We start from the raw sequence: 15,689 nt of genomic DNA, 5'->3' as shown, positions 1-15,689 counted from the left end.
ATCCGCATCCGAGAGATCGCGAGAAAACGACATGAACGACAACCTCACCGACCGTCAAGCGCTGGAGGCCTACCTCGACCGGGTGCGTCGACGGCTGCCGGAGACCGCACAGACCCTCGGGTCCATCGCCGGCCAGGCGACAGCGCTGGACGACACGATCGACCCGGGGCATTTCCGTAGCGAGTTCTCGCACCTGATCCGTTCACTGCAGGCGCTCGGCACCACCATGGACAACGCCACCCGACGGCTCGGCGACACAGAGGCCGTCGCCTCCGACGAGTCGGGACTCGTCACCGTGCGATGCAGCGCGCGGTTGGAGGATGTCGCGGTGTCGCTCGGCCCCGGCGCGGCCACGGCGACACCGAAAGAGCTCGAGCGGGCGATCGCCTCCGCGTTCACCAACGCCATCGCCCGCTGCCGGGATCTCACTCTGCACGAGGTCGAGAGCTCCAGCGCCCGGGTGCGCCACCACACCGGTCGCGCGAACTGACGCCCTCGTCCGGAACGGCCGCGAGAGGCGAGGACCGGTTCAGCCTGCTCCGCTCCGGGGCGCCACTCTGCTCGGCGCCTCGAGCCGCGCGATCCGTCAGGATGCCGCCGGACGAGAAAGGCCTGAAGCCCGGGAGCATGTGCTCCCGGGCTTCAGGCTTGTCGTTCGGCCGGGTTCAGATCACTTGATGCTGAACGCGTACGCCACCTGGGTGGTCTTGTCGGACAGCGTCTGGACGACGTTCCCGATGTAGTTGCCACGCGCGAGGGTGAGGCTGGTCGTGGCCGTCCACTTGCCGTCGGTGCCGACGGTCGTGGTCGCCAGGACCTTCCCGCTGTTGCCGACGACCTTGATCGTGGCGCCGGGTGCGCCGGTGCCGATGAAGGTCGGCGACGTGGTGGTGACCGTCGCACCGCTGGCCGGGCTGGTCAGCGTCAGGACGCTCACCGGGGCGGCCGGGTTGAGAGTGAACTGGTAGGGAGTGCTGTCGGTGTTGCCGTCAGCGGTCTGGTTGACCGTTCCCACGTAGGTCCCCTTCACCAGGGTGATGGTGGAGGTGGCCGACCAGGTGCCGTTGGAGGCGACCGTGGTGGAGGCCACCACCTTGCCGCTGCTTCCCTTGACGCTGATCGTCGCACCCGGGGTCCCCTTGCCGGAGAACGTCGGGGTCGTCGAGGTCACGGTGGAGTTCAGCGCAGGGCTGGTCAGCGTGACGTTGACGTGCTTGATCATCGTGAAGGAGTACTTCGCGGTGCTCGTCACACCCGAGGCGTTCTGGGTGACCGTCCCGACGTAGCTGCCGTCGCCCAGCGCGATCGTGGACGTCGCCTTCCACGTGCCGTTGCTGCCGACCGTGGTGGAGGCGATCACCTTGCCGGAGGATCCGGCGACGGTGATCGTGGCTCCGGCCTGACCGGTCCCGGTGAACACCGGGTTGGGGTCGGACAGCTTCGCGTCGGCCACCGGAGTGGTCAGCTTCACGGGTGCCGCCGGGTTGGCGACGACGGAGAACCGGAACGGCGTGCTGCTGGTCTGACCGGCGGCGTCCGAGGACACGGTGCCGGCATAGGACCCCTTGGCGAGGGTGACCGTGGAGGTCGCCGACCAGACGCCGTCGGCCGAGATCGTGGCCTGAGCCAGAGTCGTGCCGGAAGCAGTCTTGACGGTGACCTTCGCACCCGGCTGTCCGGTGCCGGAGAACACCGGGGTCGCGGTGGTGACAGCCTGGTCGATGGTCGGCGCCAGCAGGGTCACGTTGGCCAGGGCGACAGTGAACGCGAAGTCCGCATCGCTGGTCTGACCATCGATGTTCTGGCGCACGGTGCCCGTGTAGGAGCCGGACGGCAGCGAGATCGAAGTCGCCGACCAGGTTCCGCCTGCACCCACCTTGGTGGTGGCCAGCGTGTTGCCCTTGGCGTCCAGGACCGTGATCGCCGCGCCGGCCTGACCCGATCCGGCGAACACCGGAGTCGGGGTCTTGACCGTGGCGTCCTTCGCCGGAGTCGACAGGGTCACCGCGGTCGCCGGGGCGGACGTGTTGACCGTGAAGCTGAACGTGTCAGAGCTGGTGACGCCCGACGCCGTCTGGGAGACGGTGCCGACATACGCGCCGTTGCCGAGGGAGACGGTCGAGGTCGCCGACCAGTGACCGGTCGAGTCGACCGTGCCCGAGGCGAGCAGGCGACCGCTGCTGCCGTAGACGTTGACCGTCGCGTTCGGCTGACCGGTGCCCTGGAACGCCGGGGTCGCCGTCGTCACAGTGGAGCCGTTCGCCGGGGCGGTCAGGACCACCGGTGCGACGACCGGGGTGTTCTTGTAGGTGAACCGGTACGGAGCGGACGACACCGCGCCGTTGTAGGACTGGGTGACGACACCCTCCTGCTTGCCGGCGGTCAGCGTGTAGATCGACGTCGCCGACCACGTGCCGTCGGTGCCGATGGTGGCCGTGGCCAGCTGGCGCTTGTTGGCGTCCGTGATGGTCACCGTCGCGCCCGGCTCACCCTTGCCGGAGAAGGTCGGGCGCGAGCTCGACACCGTCGCGTCGATCGCCGGAGCCGTCAGGCTCACCTGAGCGACCTTGCGGTACTCGAACTCGTACGCGAGCTCGGACACCGTGTGGTCGGTCGTGATCTGACGGACCTCGCCCTTGTAGACGCCCTCGGTCAGGCCGGACACCGGAGCAGTCCAGTTGCCGTCCGCGTCCACCGTCGCCGACGACAGGAGCCCACCGTCTTCGTCGTCGATCTCGATGGTGGCACCTGCGTCGCCGGTGCCCGTGAAGGCGGTCGGCGCTGTGCGCACCAGCGAGCCCACGGCCGGCGACCCCAGTGCGAAGGCCGGAGCCTGGACCGTGAACGACACCGACGTGTCCGTCGTGATCCCGCCCGGAGTGGTCTGCGCCGCCGTCACCGACACCGCGCCATCGGGGAGCGACACCGAGGACGTCACCGACCACTTCCCGTCGGTTCCGGCCTTCGCCGAGCCCAGGGCCGTGCCCGCGGAGGTCTTCACCGAGACGTCCGAGCCGGGCACCGCGGTGCCCGTGAACGTCGGCTTCCGGTTCGGGACCGTCGAGTCCTGCGCCGGGGTGACGATCGCGATCGGCGACGCCGGTGCGACCGTGAACGACACGGAGGTGTCGGTCGTGATCCCCGACGCCGACTGCGACACGGTCACGCTCGCCGCGCCGGCGGCCAGAGCGACCGTGGAGGCCACCGACCACTTGCCGTCGCTGCCGACGGTGCCGGTGCCGAGCGTCGTCGCGCCCGATTTGACGGTGATCGCCGCGCCCTTCTCACCGGTTCCGGTGAACGTCGGCTTCGCGACGTTGACCGTCGATCCGGCGACGGGAGACGAGATGACCACCGGAGCGCCCGGCGCCACCGTGAAGGACACGGAAGCGGACGTGGTCGAACCCGATGCGTCCTGCGACACCGTCACACTCGCGGCACCCGCGGACAGCGCAGCGGTGGAGGTCACCGACCACTTCCCGTCCGAGCCCACGGTGCCCGTACCGAGAGCCGTTCCGTCAGAAGACTTCACCGAGATCGCGGCGCCGACTGTCCCGGTACCCGTGAAGGTCGGCTTCGCCGTCGTCACCGTCGCGCCAGAGGCAGGAGACGAGATCACGAACGGCGCGTTGTAGCGGTAGGCGCCGGAAAGCGTGTACGTCGAGCCGTCAGACGTCGTGACGACCACGTCCGTGGCACCGGCCGCATGAGCCGGGACCGTCACCGACACCGACGTGCCCGACTGCGTCAGACCGGTCGCGGCCACACCACCGATCGTGACACCGGTCACGGTCTTCGTCACACCGGTCGGGAAGCCCTGCATCTTGGAGGGCATGGAGTTGTTGTCGGCGGCGTACATGAATCCGTCGGAGCCGACGATCTGTGCGCCGTAGGCGTAGTCGTTGATCGCGACGGCCGACACGACCTGGATGCCGGCCGGCATGACGAGCTCCTGGCCGTCGGGGCGGTAGATCTTACCGTCGGAACCGTTGATACCCCCGCCGGGGAAGAGAGACTTCGCGGTCACGCCGGCCGGCAACGCCAGCTTCCGGAACGACGTGCCTGACGAGCCACCGTCGTTGGTATAGACGTTCCCGTCGGAACCGATGACCGTGGTCCAGGCACGCAGACCGCTCGCCTTCGAGACCGTGACACCGCTCGGAAGCGCGATCAGCCCGCCGTCGCCCGGCCGGTAGAGGTTGTTGTCGGAGCCGATGACGGTCCCGCCGTCGACAACCGACTTGGGCGTCACACCGCTCGGCAGGCTGACTTTGCGGAAGGTTCCGCCGAAGTCGTTGAAGTACAGGTTGCCGTCGGAGCCGATCATGGTGACCGCCCAGCCGTGCATGTCGCTGGTGATCTGTGCGGGAGTCACCCCTGCCGGCATGGGCAGCGCCGCGCCGTCGGTGCTCCGGTACAGGGTACCGTTCGACCCGATGACGGTTCCGTCCGCGACGAACGACTGCGGGTTCACACCCGATGGAAGGTTGATCCGGTAGAAGTCGAAACCGCTGCCGGTGTAGTAGAGGTTGCCGTCGGAGCCGATGACCGATGCGTAGAAGTACCCGCCGGCGAACCAGCTGGTGTGTTTGACGACGGTGACACCCGTCGGGAGCCCCATCGGGCGAAAGGCCGCGTGAGGGATGTAGAACTGGTCGTCAGAGCCGAGCACACCACCACCGTGGTCCAGCTCCTTGGGGGTCACCCCCGTCGTCAGCTCGGGGACGGAGATCGTCGCGGTACCGCCGCCGGCGGCGGGCCCGTTGTTGGGAGTGATGCTGCCCGAGGTCGCGGCCGCCGCCTTCACCTGGCTGCCGACGCCCATCGAGTGGCCGGGCGCGGCTGCGAGGGCGGGAGCGGCGGTCAGGCCGACGCCGGAGGTGGCGATGGCCGCCACCACTGCCGCGGAGAGCAGGCGCTTCCGCAGGCAGTTCGTTTGAGAGTTCTTCACGATAAAGTCCTTTGATTTCCTATCGGGTAAGCGAGAATGGAACACTCTGCATCATTCCGAGCCCGCCGCTGATGCGGGGGCCGGCGGCGACAGGTATCAACTTTCTGAAGCACCCGCCGGTGTCGTCGGCGGCGGATCACCGCCCCGGGACTCCCACAGCGCAGGCTCAGCGGATGCCGAGCGCTGCGGCGATCTGGCGGCGTACGGAGTCGGTGGGCGTGTACGAGGCGTACCGCTGTGTCAGGCCGAGGTGCTGATGCGCCGCCGCCTCGAGGGCGACGACGATCTGCTGCGTGAGGCCGAGCTGAGCGGCGATCTGCTCGTCGGTGTGCCCGGCGGCCCGCATCCGCACCACGTCCCTCTGCAGGGGCGGCAGATCGGCCACCTGACGCGCGAAGGAGGTTCCCCGCGCCAGCTGGAAGAATTCCGTCGACGGCATATACGAGTTCGCCGAGAACCGGCCGAGCCGGCCACGACGGATGTTCAGCAGGCGCAGAGATCCCTGCATCGCCTTGACCACGTCCTCCACCCGCGCGGCGCCGAGGCGCGCGATCTCGGTGATCGGCAGTCCTTCGCGCAACAGCAACGGAACGAACGTGCTGAGCGCGAAGAAGCGGCCGGCGGGGAGCAGATGGCCGGGTGCGCTGATGAGCCCGGGAAGCTCGAGCAGACCGTGGCCGGTGTCGTCCGACTCGGCGAGGACCTCGGCGGCGAACCGGTTGGCGGCGCTCAGCTTGACCGGCCAGCTGTCGCCACGGGGGATCGGCAGCCGCGGGTCGCGCGGCAGGTCGAGCGCCAGTCTCAGCTGATTGCGCGCCACCTCCCGGGCGGAGGCCGGAGCACCCTGCAGGATGAGCCCGAGTCGCTCCAGCCCGGCGATCTCGAGCGGTTTCACCTTGCTGACCGGAATATGCGTGATCGAGGCGATCTCCTCGTCCGCGTACCCCCACGCCCGCATCACGAGGACAGTGTTCTGGTCCGGCGTGATGAGCCACGATATCGAGGGGATCTGAACGGGGGGCGCGATCGGCGCCCGAGGAGGGAGCGCGGCTGAGGGCGGATCCACCGGCGAGGGCGGGTCCGTCCTCGGCGTCGGGGCCGGATCGGGCGTCGACCCCGCCTGCACGGGCCCGTGGGCGGACGACGGAGGGCTGACCGGCACGGGCGACTCACCGGAGACTGATCCGTGCGGGTGTCCGCCGGTCAGACGCAGAAGCTCATCGGCGTCGTCGGCGTTCAGGAGCTGCCGCGCGTGGGAGACGAGGGTCGTCATCAGCTCGGGGGCGAGGCCGAGCTCCCCCGCGATCTGCTCGAGACCGGCCCCCTGACGGAGACGCCGGACGAGGTACTGCTGGAGCGGTGGCAGGTGCAACCGGGTGAGCCCACCGGTCGCGATCGGAGGATGGACGAGCACGGTGATCCCCACATCGGCGAGCTGGTTCTGCCCGTTGCGCAACAGTGCGCGGACGAGCGGGACGGTGAACGTCTGCCCGCCGACGAGGTGATTCATCGCCTCGACGATCTCCGTGTCGGTGAGGCTCTCGCGGGCGAGGAGCATCGCGAGACGCTGATGGTCCGACACCCCCGCCACCACGTGGATCAACGGGTCGTCCAGCGGATCGTAGAGAGTCGGTGCATCGGCGAGCAGATGACGGATGTACGCGCGGGACGACCCGACGTTCCCGAGGAGCCCGAGATGCTGGTAGGCCTTGTTCTCGAGCGCGACGATGTACCTGCGGCCGAGACCGAGCTCCTCCTCCAGGATCCGATACATGCGTTTGACATCGCCGCGGGTGGGGGCGGCGGGAAGGTCGGCCAGACGCTCGATCACGCTTCGCTGGAGGTAGGGCAACGCCACGACGTCCTCGAGCGTCGCTCCCCGTTCGATGAGCTCGACTGCGGCCTCGTCCAGCTCGGCCAAGGACCGGATGCGGGCGGGCTCTCCCACCGGCAAGAGGCGGGAGCCCCGCTGATAGTGGATCTGGTGCGTTGCGGCGGCGGTGTTGGAGATCGCGGCGATCTCGTCGAACGTGAATCCCTCGGCGACGAGCCGGAGCGTCAACGCCTCGTTGGGCGATGTCAGCCCGACGTTCAACGGTCCGGGCCCGGTCGCGAGGAAGGCGCGGGCGCGCTCGCGAGCCGCGAAGAGCTCGGCGCGCCGCTCCGCGGTCACGTCAGGGGTGGGAGCCGGAGGGCTGGGAAGGTCCGGCACGTCGGGGCTGTCGACGACCGCCGGAGATGGGACAGCGGGGGTTTCGGGGGCGGGGGGTTCGGTGGCGGGGGCCTCGACGTGCCCGTGCGAGTGCGGAGTCGGAGGGAGAAGTGGTGGGTTGTTCGGAGCGGTGCGGGACAGGTAGCCGATCTCGACCGGGTCGACATGGAAGAGCTCGGCGACGTCGTCGACCGTTCGCGGCGCGTTCGGGTCGGCGAGGAGCCGGTGGATGAGCGACTGATAGTCGGGCAGCAGGGATCGGCGCAGAGCGTCGTCGGGATCGACGATGCCGTGACCCCGGAGATCCTGGAAGATCGTGGCGCGTTGGTCGGCGACCACGTCGGGGCTGATCCCGAGTGCCTCGGCGATCTGTGCATCGTCGAATCCGGCGCGCGTGAGCCGGAGGACGGGCTCGCGGCGCAGGGTCCAGGCGACGATGTCGTCCCGGGCGCCGAAGAAGGGATCGTCCGAGATCGCCGATCCGCTCTGGTAGATGTCGTAGTGGGAGGGAGCGGCCGTCAAGCCTCGCTCGTGGGCGATCTGCTGCGCCTGCGGAACAATCGCGGGGCGGGGCTCTCCGTGCGGGACCACGGGCGGGTCGACCGGATACCGGAACGGCCAGTCGTGGTCTTGGGGTGCCGAGTGGATGAAGGGCTCGTCCGGTGTGGCCGGAGCGACCGTCTGCGCGGTCGGCGACGACGGCAGCTCCGGTGACCCGACGATATCGAGTGCCTATGCCTGAGGATCGGGAAGGCCGGGGCTCATCAGGCCCGGCGAGCCGACCGGAGGCACAGGCGGCGGTGCGGACGACAGCACCGGCTCCCCCGACGGCTCAGCGTGCGGCATCGGCGTCTCCGGGCGGTGGAGCGGCGAGATGCCCGGAGCGGGGGCCTCTGGCTGCACGACGGGAGAGGGGGCGAACGCGCGGGACAGATCATCGTCGAGTCCCACCTGCACGACGGGAGCCTGCCCGACCGGAGCAGGAACGACCGGAGGAACCTCCGGCTGAGGCGCATGCACCACCGGAACCGGAACCACCGGAGGAACCTCCGGCTGAGGCGCATGCACCACCGGAACCGGAACCACCGGAGGCTCGGAACCGCCGAGCGCGGTGCCCGGGGCGGTGCCCGGAGCCATCCCGTCTCTGACCGTCACCGGGAGCGAATCCAGACCGGTGGCGACGCGCGGCGAGGTGGGGATCAGCTGCGGTCCGGCCGACAGTCGCGCTGCGGGCAACTCGAGTCCTGCCCCGAGGCGCCCGGCGCGGGAGAAGAGAGAGCTCGCCCCGTGCTTGATGGCGGATGCCGCTTCGCCGAGCGGGAGAAGGTTGCTGGCGAATCCGAGACCGTCCACCAGCCCGTACTGGGCGGCGAGGGCTCCAGGCCCACGACCGATAGTGGAGACGGCCTTGGTGATGAAGTCCTCCGTCACGTCGCGACCGACGTCCTCTACCCGGTTGACCAGGAACCGGCCGGCCTGACCGGCGAAGCGGCTCGCAACCTCCGGGACCGCGCGGGCGATGTTGGCGACGGTGCGCCCGACCGATCCACCCGTCTCGGCGATGATCTCGATCGTGTCCAGAACCGCTGTCCCGATCCCCGCAGTGAGGGTCGAGATCGAGTCCATCAGACCGGAGAACGCACTCATCAGCATTCCGCTCAGGATCCCTCCGGAGAAGAATCCGATCACGATCTCCACGACCACGAACACCGCGAAGAAGACCCAGGTCAGGATCTCGGACAGCGAGCACGACTGCGACTGCTGCAGTTCGGTCGCGTACGCGCGCAACTGCGAGGCATACTCGTGCAACTGGGACGAGTACCCGCCGAGATAGCTGTCGAGCTCGGCAGCGACGGCCGACACCTGATCGGCCACGGCGCCCGTCCACCGTCCGACCTGCGCGGGAGACACGGCTTCCCCCATCCGCACCTCGGTCGAGCACGCATAACGGTCGATCGCATCCGCTGCGGCGAAGATCGCTGCCGGATTGCCGTGGGGCTTCTCACACGCCATGTGGGCCACCCGTCGAGAGCGACGAGGCTCCGTCCGCCTCGTCGTAGTTGCGTGCCACGGCTTCGAGGCGGTCCAGCACGTTGTCGTACATGCGCACGATCTGGTCGTGCTGCGAGACGATCTGCGCGAGCTGGTTGCTGTAGCCCTGATTGTCGGCAGGAGTCGAGAACGCCCCGGACGCGGCCTGCATCGTCCCGTAGTTCGCAACGAACCCGGCCTCTTCCGATGAATGGCCGCGCAGGCGGGCGACGACACGACGGAGCCCCTCGACCTCCACGCTGTAACGAACGTCCATCGGGCTCCTCCAAACCACGGCCGGCGAGTGCGAGCCGACCCTCGTGCGCACGACCGCATGGCAACCGCGGGCGCGGCAGCAGGACCGGTCTCCTCCGACATCTCTACACGCACGCCGCCGCTGCCCGACGGCCGCCGGCCAGGAGTCAACTTTGGGCTCATGATCTCGTCGCGGATACGCCTCGATGCACCGGTCGGTCTACCTCCGGAGGATGACATGTGCGCCGTGCGCGACCGCAAACACGCGGTGTCGTGCTGAGGTGGGCCGTGTCACAGCCGGGGATCGCAGACGGACGTCGAGCGCGAGCCGGCCCCCTGGTGGAAGGAGCGCGACATGTGCGATCTGATGGCTCGTCGCCCAGGACGGTGACCGCCGATGTCGTGCAGCAAGCCGTCGGGCAACCCCGGTGCGATCTTCGCCGCAGCGGACGCCATCGATCGATACGCGAACGCGGTCACCACCACCGAGCACGACCTGCAGCTCGTCGCTGAGCTGGGCACCTGGAGCGGGGACGTCGCGGCACAGGCGATGGAGGTGCTCACCCAGTTCGAGGAGTGTCTGGGCGAGTACTCTGGCGGACTCCACGAATACGCTCAGCAGATCCGGGTCTACGCGGAGGAGTTGCAACGCGCTCAGAGCTGCAGCATCCGCGAGATCCTGACCTGGGTGCTGTTGATCGTCTTCGCCGTCGTGGAGATCGTGATCGGGTTCTTCTGCGGCGGGGCCATCGACGCGGCGCTGATGGGGTTGTTCGCCACGATCGCGGACGCCCTTTCCGACGCGGCGACCGCGATCGGTGGTCTGGCCCTGCAGGCCATCGAGGCGGCCTCCTCCTTCAGCGGCGCGGTCGCCCGTTCGATCGGAAACATCCTGACGACGACGCCCGAGCTCGGTTTCCCGCTGGGCGGAGCGTCCCTGGAGGGTGGAGTCGCCGTCGCCCGCGTCGGCGGCGGGATCTTCACGCGAGCCTCCGTCGAGCTGGGCGGCGGGGCCGTGCGCACGGCGGCGCAGACAGGCTCCGGTCTGCGCGCGACGGTCACCGGCGCGCGCAGCTCGTTCGAGAGCGTGGGCGGCACCGCACGTGTGGTGACGCCGCTCGGAGCCGCCGGCACGACACCGCTGGCCGACGTCTCGACAGAGCTGTCCATGGTCTCCTCCCTGCTCAGCCGGTCCGTCACACAGACGCTCGCCAAAGGAGAGCTGTACCTGTACAAGGCGGTCTACAACACGGCCGAGTGGTACCTCCAGGAGCTCGTCATCCGCGGAGTGGTCTCCCTCGATCGCCGCAGCGGCGGCTTCGTCGCACAATGGCACGACACGGAGGTGGCGGAGACCCTCGCGATCTTCACGGGCATGATCGCCGGATCACTGGGCTTCGACCTCTCGCGGGCGTTCCTCGGCACGGCGAACAAGCTGCTCCTGTCGGCCGGCATCGACATCTCGGCCGGCCTCACACGGGTGTCGAAGGTCATCCGCAGCCTCCTGCCGTCCGCGGACGACGCGAGCGTCCTCCGCGCCGCGGCCACCGAGGTCGATGGGGCCTCTCACACGGCCTCCGTTCTCACACGCGCCGAGAAGCTGGCCGTGGCACGCACCGAGCTGCGGGCGACGGAGATCGGGACGAACGTCTCCGAACTCACCCACGGCAGCGTCGTCGCCGAGACGTTCGAGGAGGTGCTGGAGAACGTCTGGGACTACGGCTCGATACTCGCGCTCTACCCGGTGTTCGCCCATGAAGACTTCGACGTGCACGAGTGGTGGTGGTACGTGGTCTTCGGCCTCGTCGAGACCCTCATCCATGTGCCGACGAAGGAGGCGGCGGGAAAGGTCTACATCGAGCACTTCGGGACGCCTCCCTCGGCCCGACCCGGCTTCGCCACCGACTTCCCGCTCCTTTCGGAGGCCGCCAAGAACCTCGGGGACCTGATGATCGTCGGAGGGATGAGCATCTTCCGCAAGGTCGCGCTCGATCCCCTCCTCGACATCGAAGGTTCATTCACCGAGTACATCGACCAGTTGCGGGAGACAGGGGAGCTCGAGCAGTTCACCCTCACCACCGACCCGTCTGCGCCCGCCGAACCCCACTGACCGTCGAGGAGGCGTCGGCGGGAACGAGCTCAGCGGCGGTCTCAGCGGAGCGTCGGCCGCTCCATCACCCAGTCGTCCTCCCAGCGCTCACCGACGAGGAACCGCTTGGAGCCGACCCGTTCGAAGCCGTGCTTGCGGTAGAACCGTTGCGCCCGCACGTTCTCCTCGTTGACGCCCAGCCACATCGCCCGCGAGCCGTCTTCCTCGGCAGCCCGCACACTCTCGGCCATGAGCCGGCCGGCGACACCGTCGCCGTGGTGGTCCGGCAGCACGTAGCACTTGCTCAGCTCGGCGGTGGGGCGCACGCGGATCGCCCGGCGCACATCCTCGTCCTCCGGCTCCCCGAAGACGATCATGGTGTAACCGATGACCTCCCCCGACGCGTCCTCGGCCACGAGGAGGCGACGGCCCGGGTCGGCGAGATAGCCGGAGAACCGCTCCTGCGAGAGGACGGTCGCGATGAAGTGCACCTTCGCCTCGTCCGACGTGTGCGGGGGGCAGGCGAGCGGGAAGGTCACCGCGGCGACGGCGGCCACAGCCGCGGCGTCCTCCACCAGGGCGGTGCGGATGGTCACGGTCATCGCACCAGGGTAGCGCTCCCGTCGCCCCGCACGACGAACCGGCCGCCCCCGGGGGAAGGGGACGGCCGGCCGGCGCGCGGTGACGGGTGCGCGGCTAGTGCCGGCCCTGCGCCACCAGGCTCAGCAGGTCGAAGGACACGTCACCGAGCCCGGTCACGGGGTCGTACCCCTTGGCCGTCTTGAGGGTGGTGTCCTGGTCGAACGAGACCAGGAAGCTGTTGCCGCTGGTCTTGCTGGTGTACGCGACCGCCTGGGTCGGGTTCTGCGGCAGCACGTCGCGGAAGCTGTTCGGCAGCACCCGCTTGACCGCGTAGAGCGTCGGGTTCGCGAACCCGATCGTCGTGTGCGTCGCCTGCTGCACGATCGCGATCTGCGCGGCCACGATCGGCGAGGCCAGCGAGGTTCCGCCGTAGGTCTCGTTCACGTAGTCGCCCACGGCGAGCGTGTCGTCGTCCACGATCGGCCGCAGCCCGATCAGGAAGCCCGTGTACGGGTCGGCCAGGGCCGAGACATCGGGCGAGACCCGCTTGCCGGAGGCGAGGGCCGCCGGCACGATGCCGCGCTGGTAGTCCGGCTGCGCGAAGACGGCGCTCGTGCCGCCTCCCGCGCCGCCGACGAAACGGCTGCCGGGGAGCGGCTCGGTGTAGCTCAGCGTGCCGTCGGCGTTCTTCACGATCTGGTCGACGGTGTCGCCCCAGCCGGTCTCGAAGGCGATCTTGCCGTTCTTGTCGATCGCCATGCTCGTGCCGCCCACGGAGGTGACCCACGGCGAGGACGCCGGGAAGTCGGGCGACGCGTAGCCGAGGTTCGCGACCTCGTCGCCGTTGTCACCGCTCGAGAAGTAGAGGCCGATGCCCTCGCCGGCGGCCTGCAGCTGGAGGTTGACCTCGCCCTGGATCACGTCGGCCGGGACCGCCTCGCCTACGTTGCCGTAGCTGTTGCTCACGATCGTCGCGAGCTTGTTGTCCAGGATCTTCGACATCGCGACATCCAGACCGCCACCGCAGTTCGTGCCTCCCACATAGAGGATGCGCGCCCCGGGTGCGATCGCGTGGACCGACTCGACGTCGAGGGTCTGCTCGCCCTGCCAGCCGCTGGGGTACTGGCACAGCTCCTGATCGGTGAAGTCGCTCGCCTTGGGCACGAGCTGCTGGTACGACGAGTTCGTCAGACCGGGCTCACCGTTCTGTGCGGAGTAGTCGTTGACGTCCTTCACGATGCTCGGGCTGGCGTACGCGTCGATGATGGCGACGGTCTGACCGGTGCCGTTCGTACCGCGCTTGTTGAGGTCGCTGAGGCCGTACGCGCTGCGCAGCTGCTGCGGGGTGTAGCCGCAGTTGTAGGTGCTGTACTTCGTCTGGCCGTTGTACGCCGCCGGCACGGTCACGGTGTTCTCACCGAAGTAGTGCGAGCACGGCGTCGTGATGACCGGCGCCGCGGCCACCTTGCGCGACAGCTGCGGCTCTCCGGAGGACCCGAGGTCTCCCTGCTGGATCGAATCCGGGCGGGTGAGGGTGCGCGACTGCTCGACGCTCACGCCCGAGACCTTGGTTCCGATCGACGCGGGCAGCGACGGCGCGGTCGCCGGCGCGATGAGCTGGCGTCCCGCGTAGTTGAAGGAGTGGAGGGAGGTGCCGAAGATCGAGCCGATCTGGTCGGGCGTCCCCCGGAAGACGACGTACTGACGGCTCGCGGGAACCGCGGTGATCGTGAGGCCGGCAGTGGTGAGGAAGCTCACCACGGCGTCCGAGTCCGCCTGCGTCGGCGAGAACCGGCCGATCCACTGCGCCGGGCTGAGCGCCTTGCGGTAGCCGGCGATCGCCGGGTTCGAAACCTGCTTCGCGAGGGTCTCCGCACCCTTCTGGTCGCGCAGCGGGAGGTAGATCTCGCCTTCGACCGTCGTATCGGCGGGTGCGGCGCCCGCGTCGTTGGCGGCGGTCGCCCACGAGGGCACGGAGTCGGCATAGGTCACCCGGTCGGCGGCGGTGGCCGCGGAGGTTCCCGCCAATGACAAAGCCACCGTGGCGGCCACGGTGGCGATGATTCCGACGACCCTCTTGTGGAGGGATCGTGTGGTGCGAGGAGTCATGAAACGTCATCCTTCACTCGGACGGACTCGGCAACGAGCCGGCGCGCGGCGCGCGCCAGGGCGAGCGTAAACCCCGTGGATCTGCCACACAAGATGGGGTAGACGGGTCTGTCGCGATACTTACCGAATGTGTACGTTCTCTCAGGATCGGACCGACGTCTCAGGAACGCCGAAGGGGCCGGTCCGGCTGCTGCCGGAACCGACCCCTTCGTGAGTCTCGCGAACGTCAGATCGCGTTGACATCCAGCGGGATGCCGGGGCCGAACGTGGTCGACACGGCGCCCTTCTGGATGTAGCGGCCCTTGGCTGCCGACGGCTTCAGACGGACGACCTCTTCGAGGGCGGCCTTGATGTTCTCGTCGAGCTGCTCCTGGGTGAAGCCCGCCTTGCCGACCACGAAGTGGACGTTGGCGTGCTTGTCGACGCGGAACTCGATCTTTCCGCCCTTGATGTCGGAGACGGCCTTCGCGACATCCGGGGTGACCGTGCCGGTCTTCGGGTTGGGCATGAGGCCACGCGGACCGAGCACCTTTCCGAGACGGCCGACCTGGCCCATGAGCTCCGGAGTGGAGACGGCCGAGTCGAAGTCGGTGTAACCGCCGGCGACCTTCTCGATCAGCTCGGCGCCGCCGACCTCGTCCGCGCCGGCGGCGATGGCCGCCTCGGCCGCAGGGCCGGTTGCGAAGACGATGACGCGCGCGGTCTTGCCGGTGCCGTGAGGAAGGATGACGGTACCGCGGACCATCTGGTCCGCCTTGCGCGGGTCCACACCGAGCTTCAGCGCGACCTCGACGGTCGAGTTGAACTTGGCGGAACCGGTCTCCTTAGCGAGGGCGACGGCCTCGGTCGGGGTGTAGAACTTGCCGGCCTCGATCTTGTCGGCCGCGGCCCGGTAGGCCTTGGACTTCTGTGCCATGAGTTTTCTCCTAACGAGAATGTGGTGCGAGCCTGGCCGGCTCTGCCACAGTGATGCCTTTCGGCGGAGGTGTGGGGGTGGGCGGTCGGGGCTTACGCCTCGACGGTGATGCCCATCGAACGGGCGGTGCCGGCGATGATCTTCGACGCGGCGTCGATGTCGTTCGCGTTGAGGTCGACCATCTTCTGCTCGGCGATGGCGCGCACCTGGTCCTGGGTCAGCTTGCCGACCTTGGTGGTGTGCGGGACGCCGGAGCCCTTGGCGACGCCTGCCGCCTTCTTGATGAGCTCGGCCGCGGGCGGGGTCTTCAGGACGAACGTGAACGAACGGTCCTCGTAGACGGTGATCTCGACCGGGATGACGTTGCCGCGCTGCGACTCCGTCGCGGCGTTGTACGCCTTGCAGAACTCCATGATGTTCACGCCGTGCTGACCCAGGGCCGGGCCGATCGGCGGGGCCGGGTTGGCGGCGCCGGCGTTGATCTGAAGCTTGATCAGACCGGTGACCTTCTTCTTCGGTGCCATGTCTCTTCCTTCTTTGTGTA

General features: G+C 68.8%; 10 protein-coding genes. 2 read left to right on the top strand and 8 right to left on the bottom strand.

The window, feature by feature from the left end:
- Nucleotides 1-31 precede the first annotated feature (31 nt).
- Nucleotides 32-490 (top strand): YbaB/EbfC family nucleoid-associated protein, encoded by a 459-nt coding sequence (locus LLS1_RS12140; protein ID WP_226655871.1) that lies wholly within the window; start codon nt 32-34, stop codon nt 488-490.
- 180 nt (nt 491-670) lie between these two features.
- On the opposite strand, the gene LLS1_RS12135 is transcribed toward LLS1_RS12140, so the two are convergent.
- The 4 genes from LLS1_RS12135 to LLS1_RS12120 form a co-directional block, all read right to left on the bottom strand.
- Complete coding sequence (locus LLS1_RS12135; protein ID WP_226655869.1) at nt 671-4,951, bottom strand: Ig-like domain-containing protein; 4,281 nt, start codon at nt 4,949-4,951, stop codon at nt 671-673.
- 166 nt (nt 4,952-5,117) lie between these two features.
- Entirely contained in the window at nt 5,118-7,685 is a 2,568-nt protein-coding gene (locus LLS1_RS12130) for a hypothetical protein (protein WP_226655867.1), read from the bottom strand.
- A gap of 210 nt (nt 7,686-7,895) precedes the next feature.
- Entirely contained in the window at nt 7,896-9,176 is a 1,281-nt protein-coding gene (locus LLS1_RS12125) for a hypothetical protein (RefSeq protein ID WP_226655865.1), read from the bottom strand.
- On the bottom strand, nt 9,166-9,471 hold the full coding sequence (locus tag LLS1_RS12120; protein WP_226655863.1) for a hypothetical protein: 306 nt from the start codon (nt 9,469-9,471) through the stop codon (nt 9,166-9,168). Before LLS1_RS12120 ends, LLS1_RS12125 begins: the two co-directional genes overlap by 11 nt.
- A gap of 375 nt (nt 9,472-9,846) precedes the next feature.
- Between LLS1_RS12120 and LLS1_RS12115 the strand changes: the two genes are divergently transcribed.
- A complete protein-coding gene (locus LLS1_RS12115; protein ID WP_226655861.1) occupies nt 9,847-11,559 on the top strand; it encodes a hypothetical protein in 1,713 nt (570 codons plus the stop codon).
- A gap of 41 nt (nt 11,560-11,600) precedes the next feature.
- On the opposite strand, the gene LLS1_RS12110 is transcribed toward LLS1_RS12115, so the two are convergent.
- The 4 genes from LLS1_RS12110 to rplK form a co-directional block, all read right to left on the bottom strand.
- Nucleotides 11,601-12,140, bottom strand: a complete 540-nt coding sequence (locus LLS1_RS12110) for a GNAT family N-acetyltransferase (protein ID WP_226655859.1) — start codon at nt 12,138-12,140, stop codon at nt 11,601-11,603.
- Between the two features lie 94 nt (nt 12,141-12,234).
- A complete protein-coding gene (locus LLS1_RS12105) occupies nt 12,235-14,229 on the bottom strand; it encodes a protease pro-enzyme activation domain-containing protein (RefSeq protein ID WP_226655857.1) in 1,995 nt (664 codons plus the stop codon).
- Between the two features lie 226 nt (nt 14,230-14,455).
- Nucleotides 14,456-15,145, bottom strand: coding sequence for a 50S ribosomal protein L1 (gene rplA / locus LLS1_RS12100; protein ID WP_223359718.1), 690 nt, complete (start codon nt 15,143-15,145; stop codon nt 14,456-14,458).
- 92 nt (nt 15,146-15,237) lie between these two features.
- Nucleotides 15,238-15,669, bottom strand: a complete 432-nt coding sequence (gene rplK / locus LLS1_RS12095) for a 50S ribosomal protein L11 (RefSeq protein ID WP_223359717.1) — start codon at nt 15,667-15,669, stop codon at nt 15,238-15,240.
- Nucleotides 15,670-15,689 lie beyond the last annotated feature (20 nt).

It is taken from the genome of Leifsonia sp. LS1, assembly GCF_020521355.1.
Taxonomy (GTDB): domain Bacteria; phylum Actinomycetota; class Actinomycetes; order Actinomycetales; family Microbacteriaceae; genus Leifsonia.
This window is presented reverse-complemented; position numbering and strand designations above follow the sequence as displayed.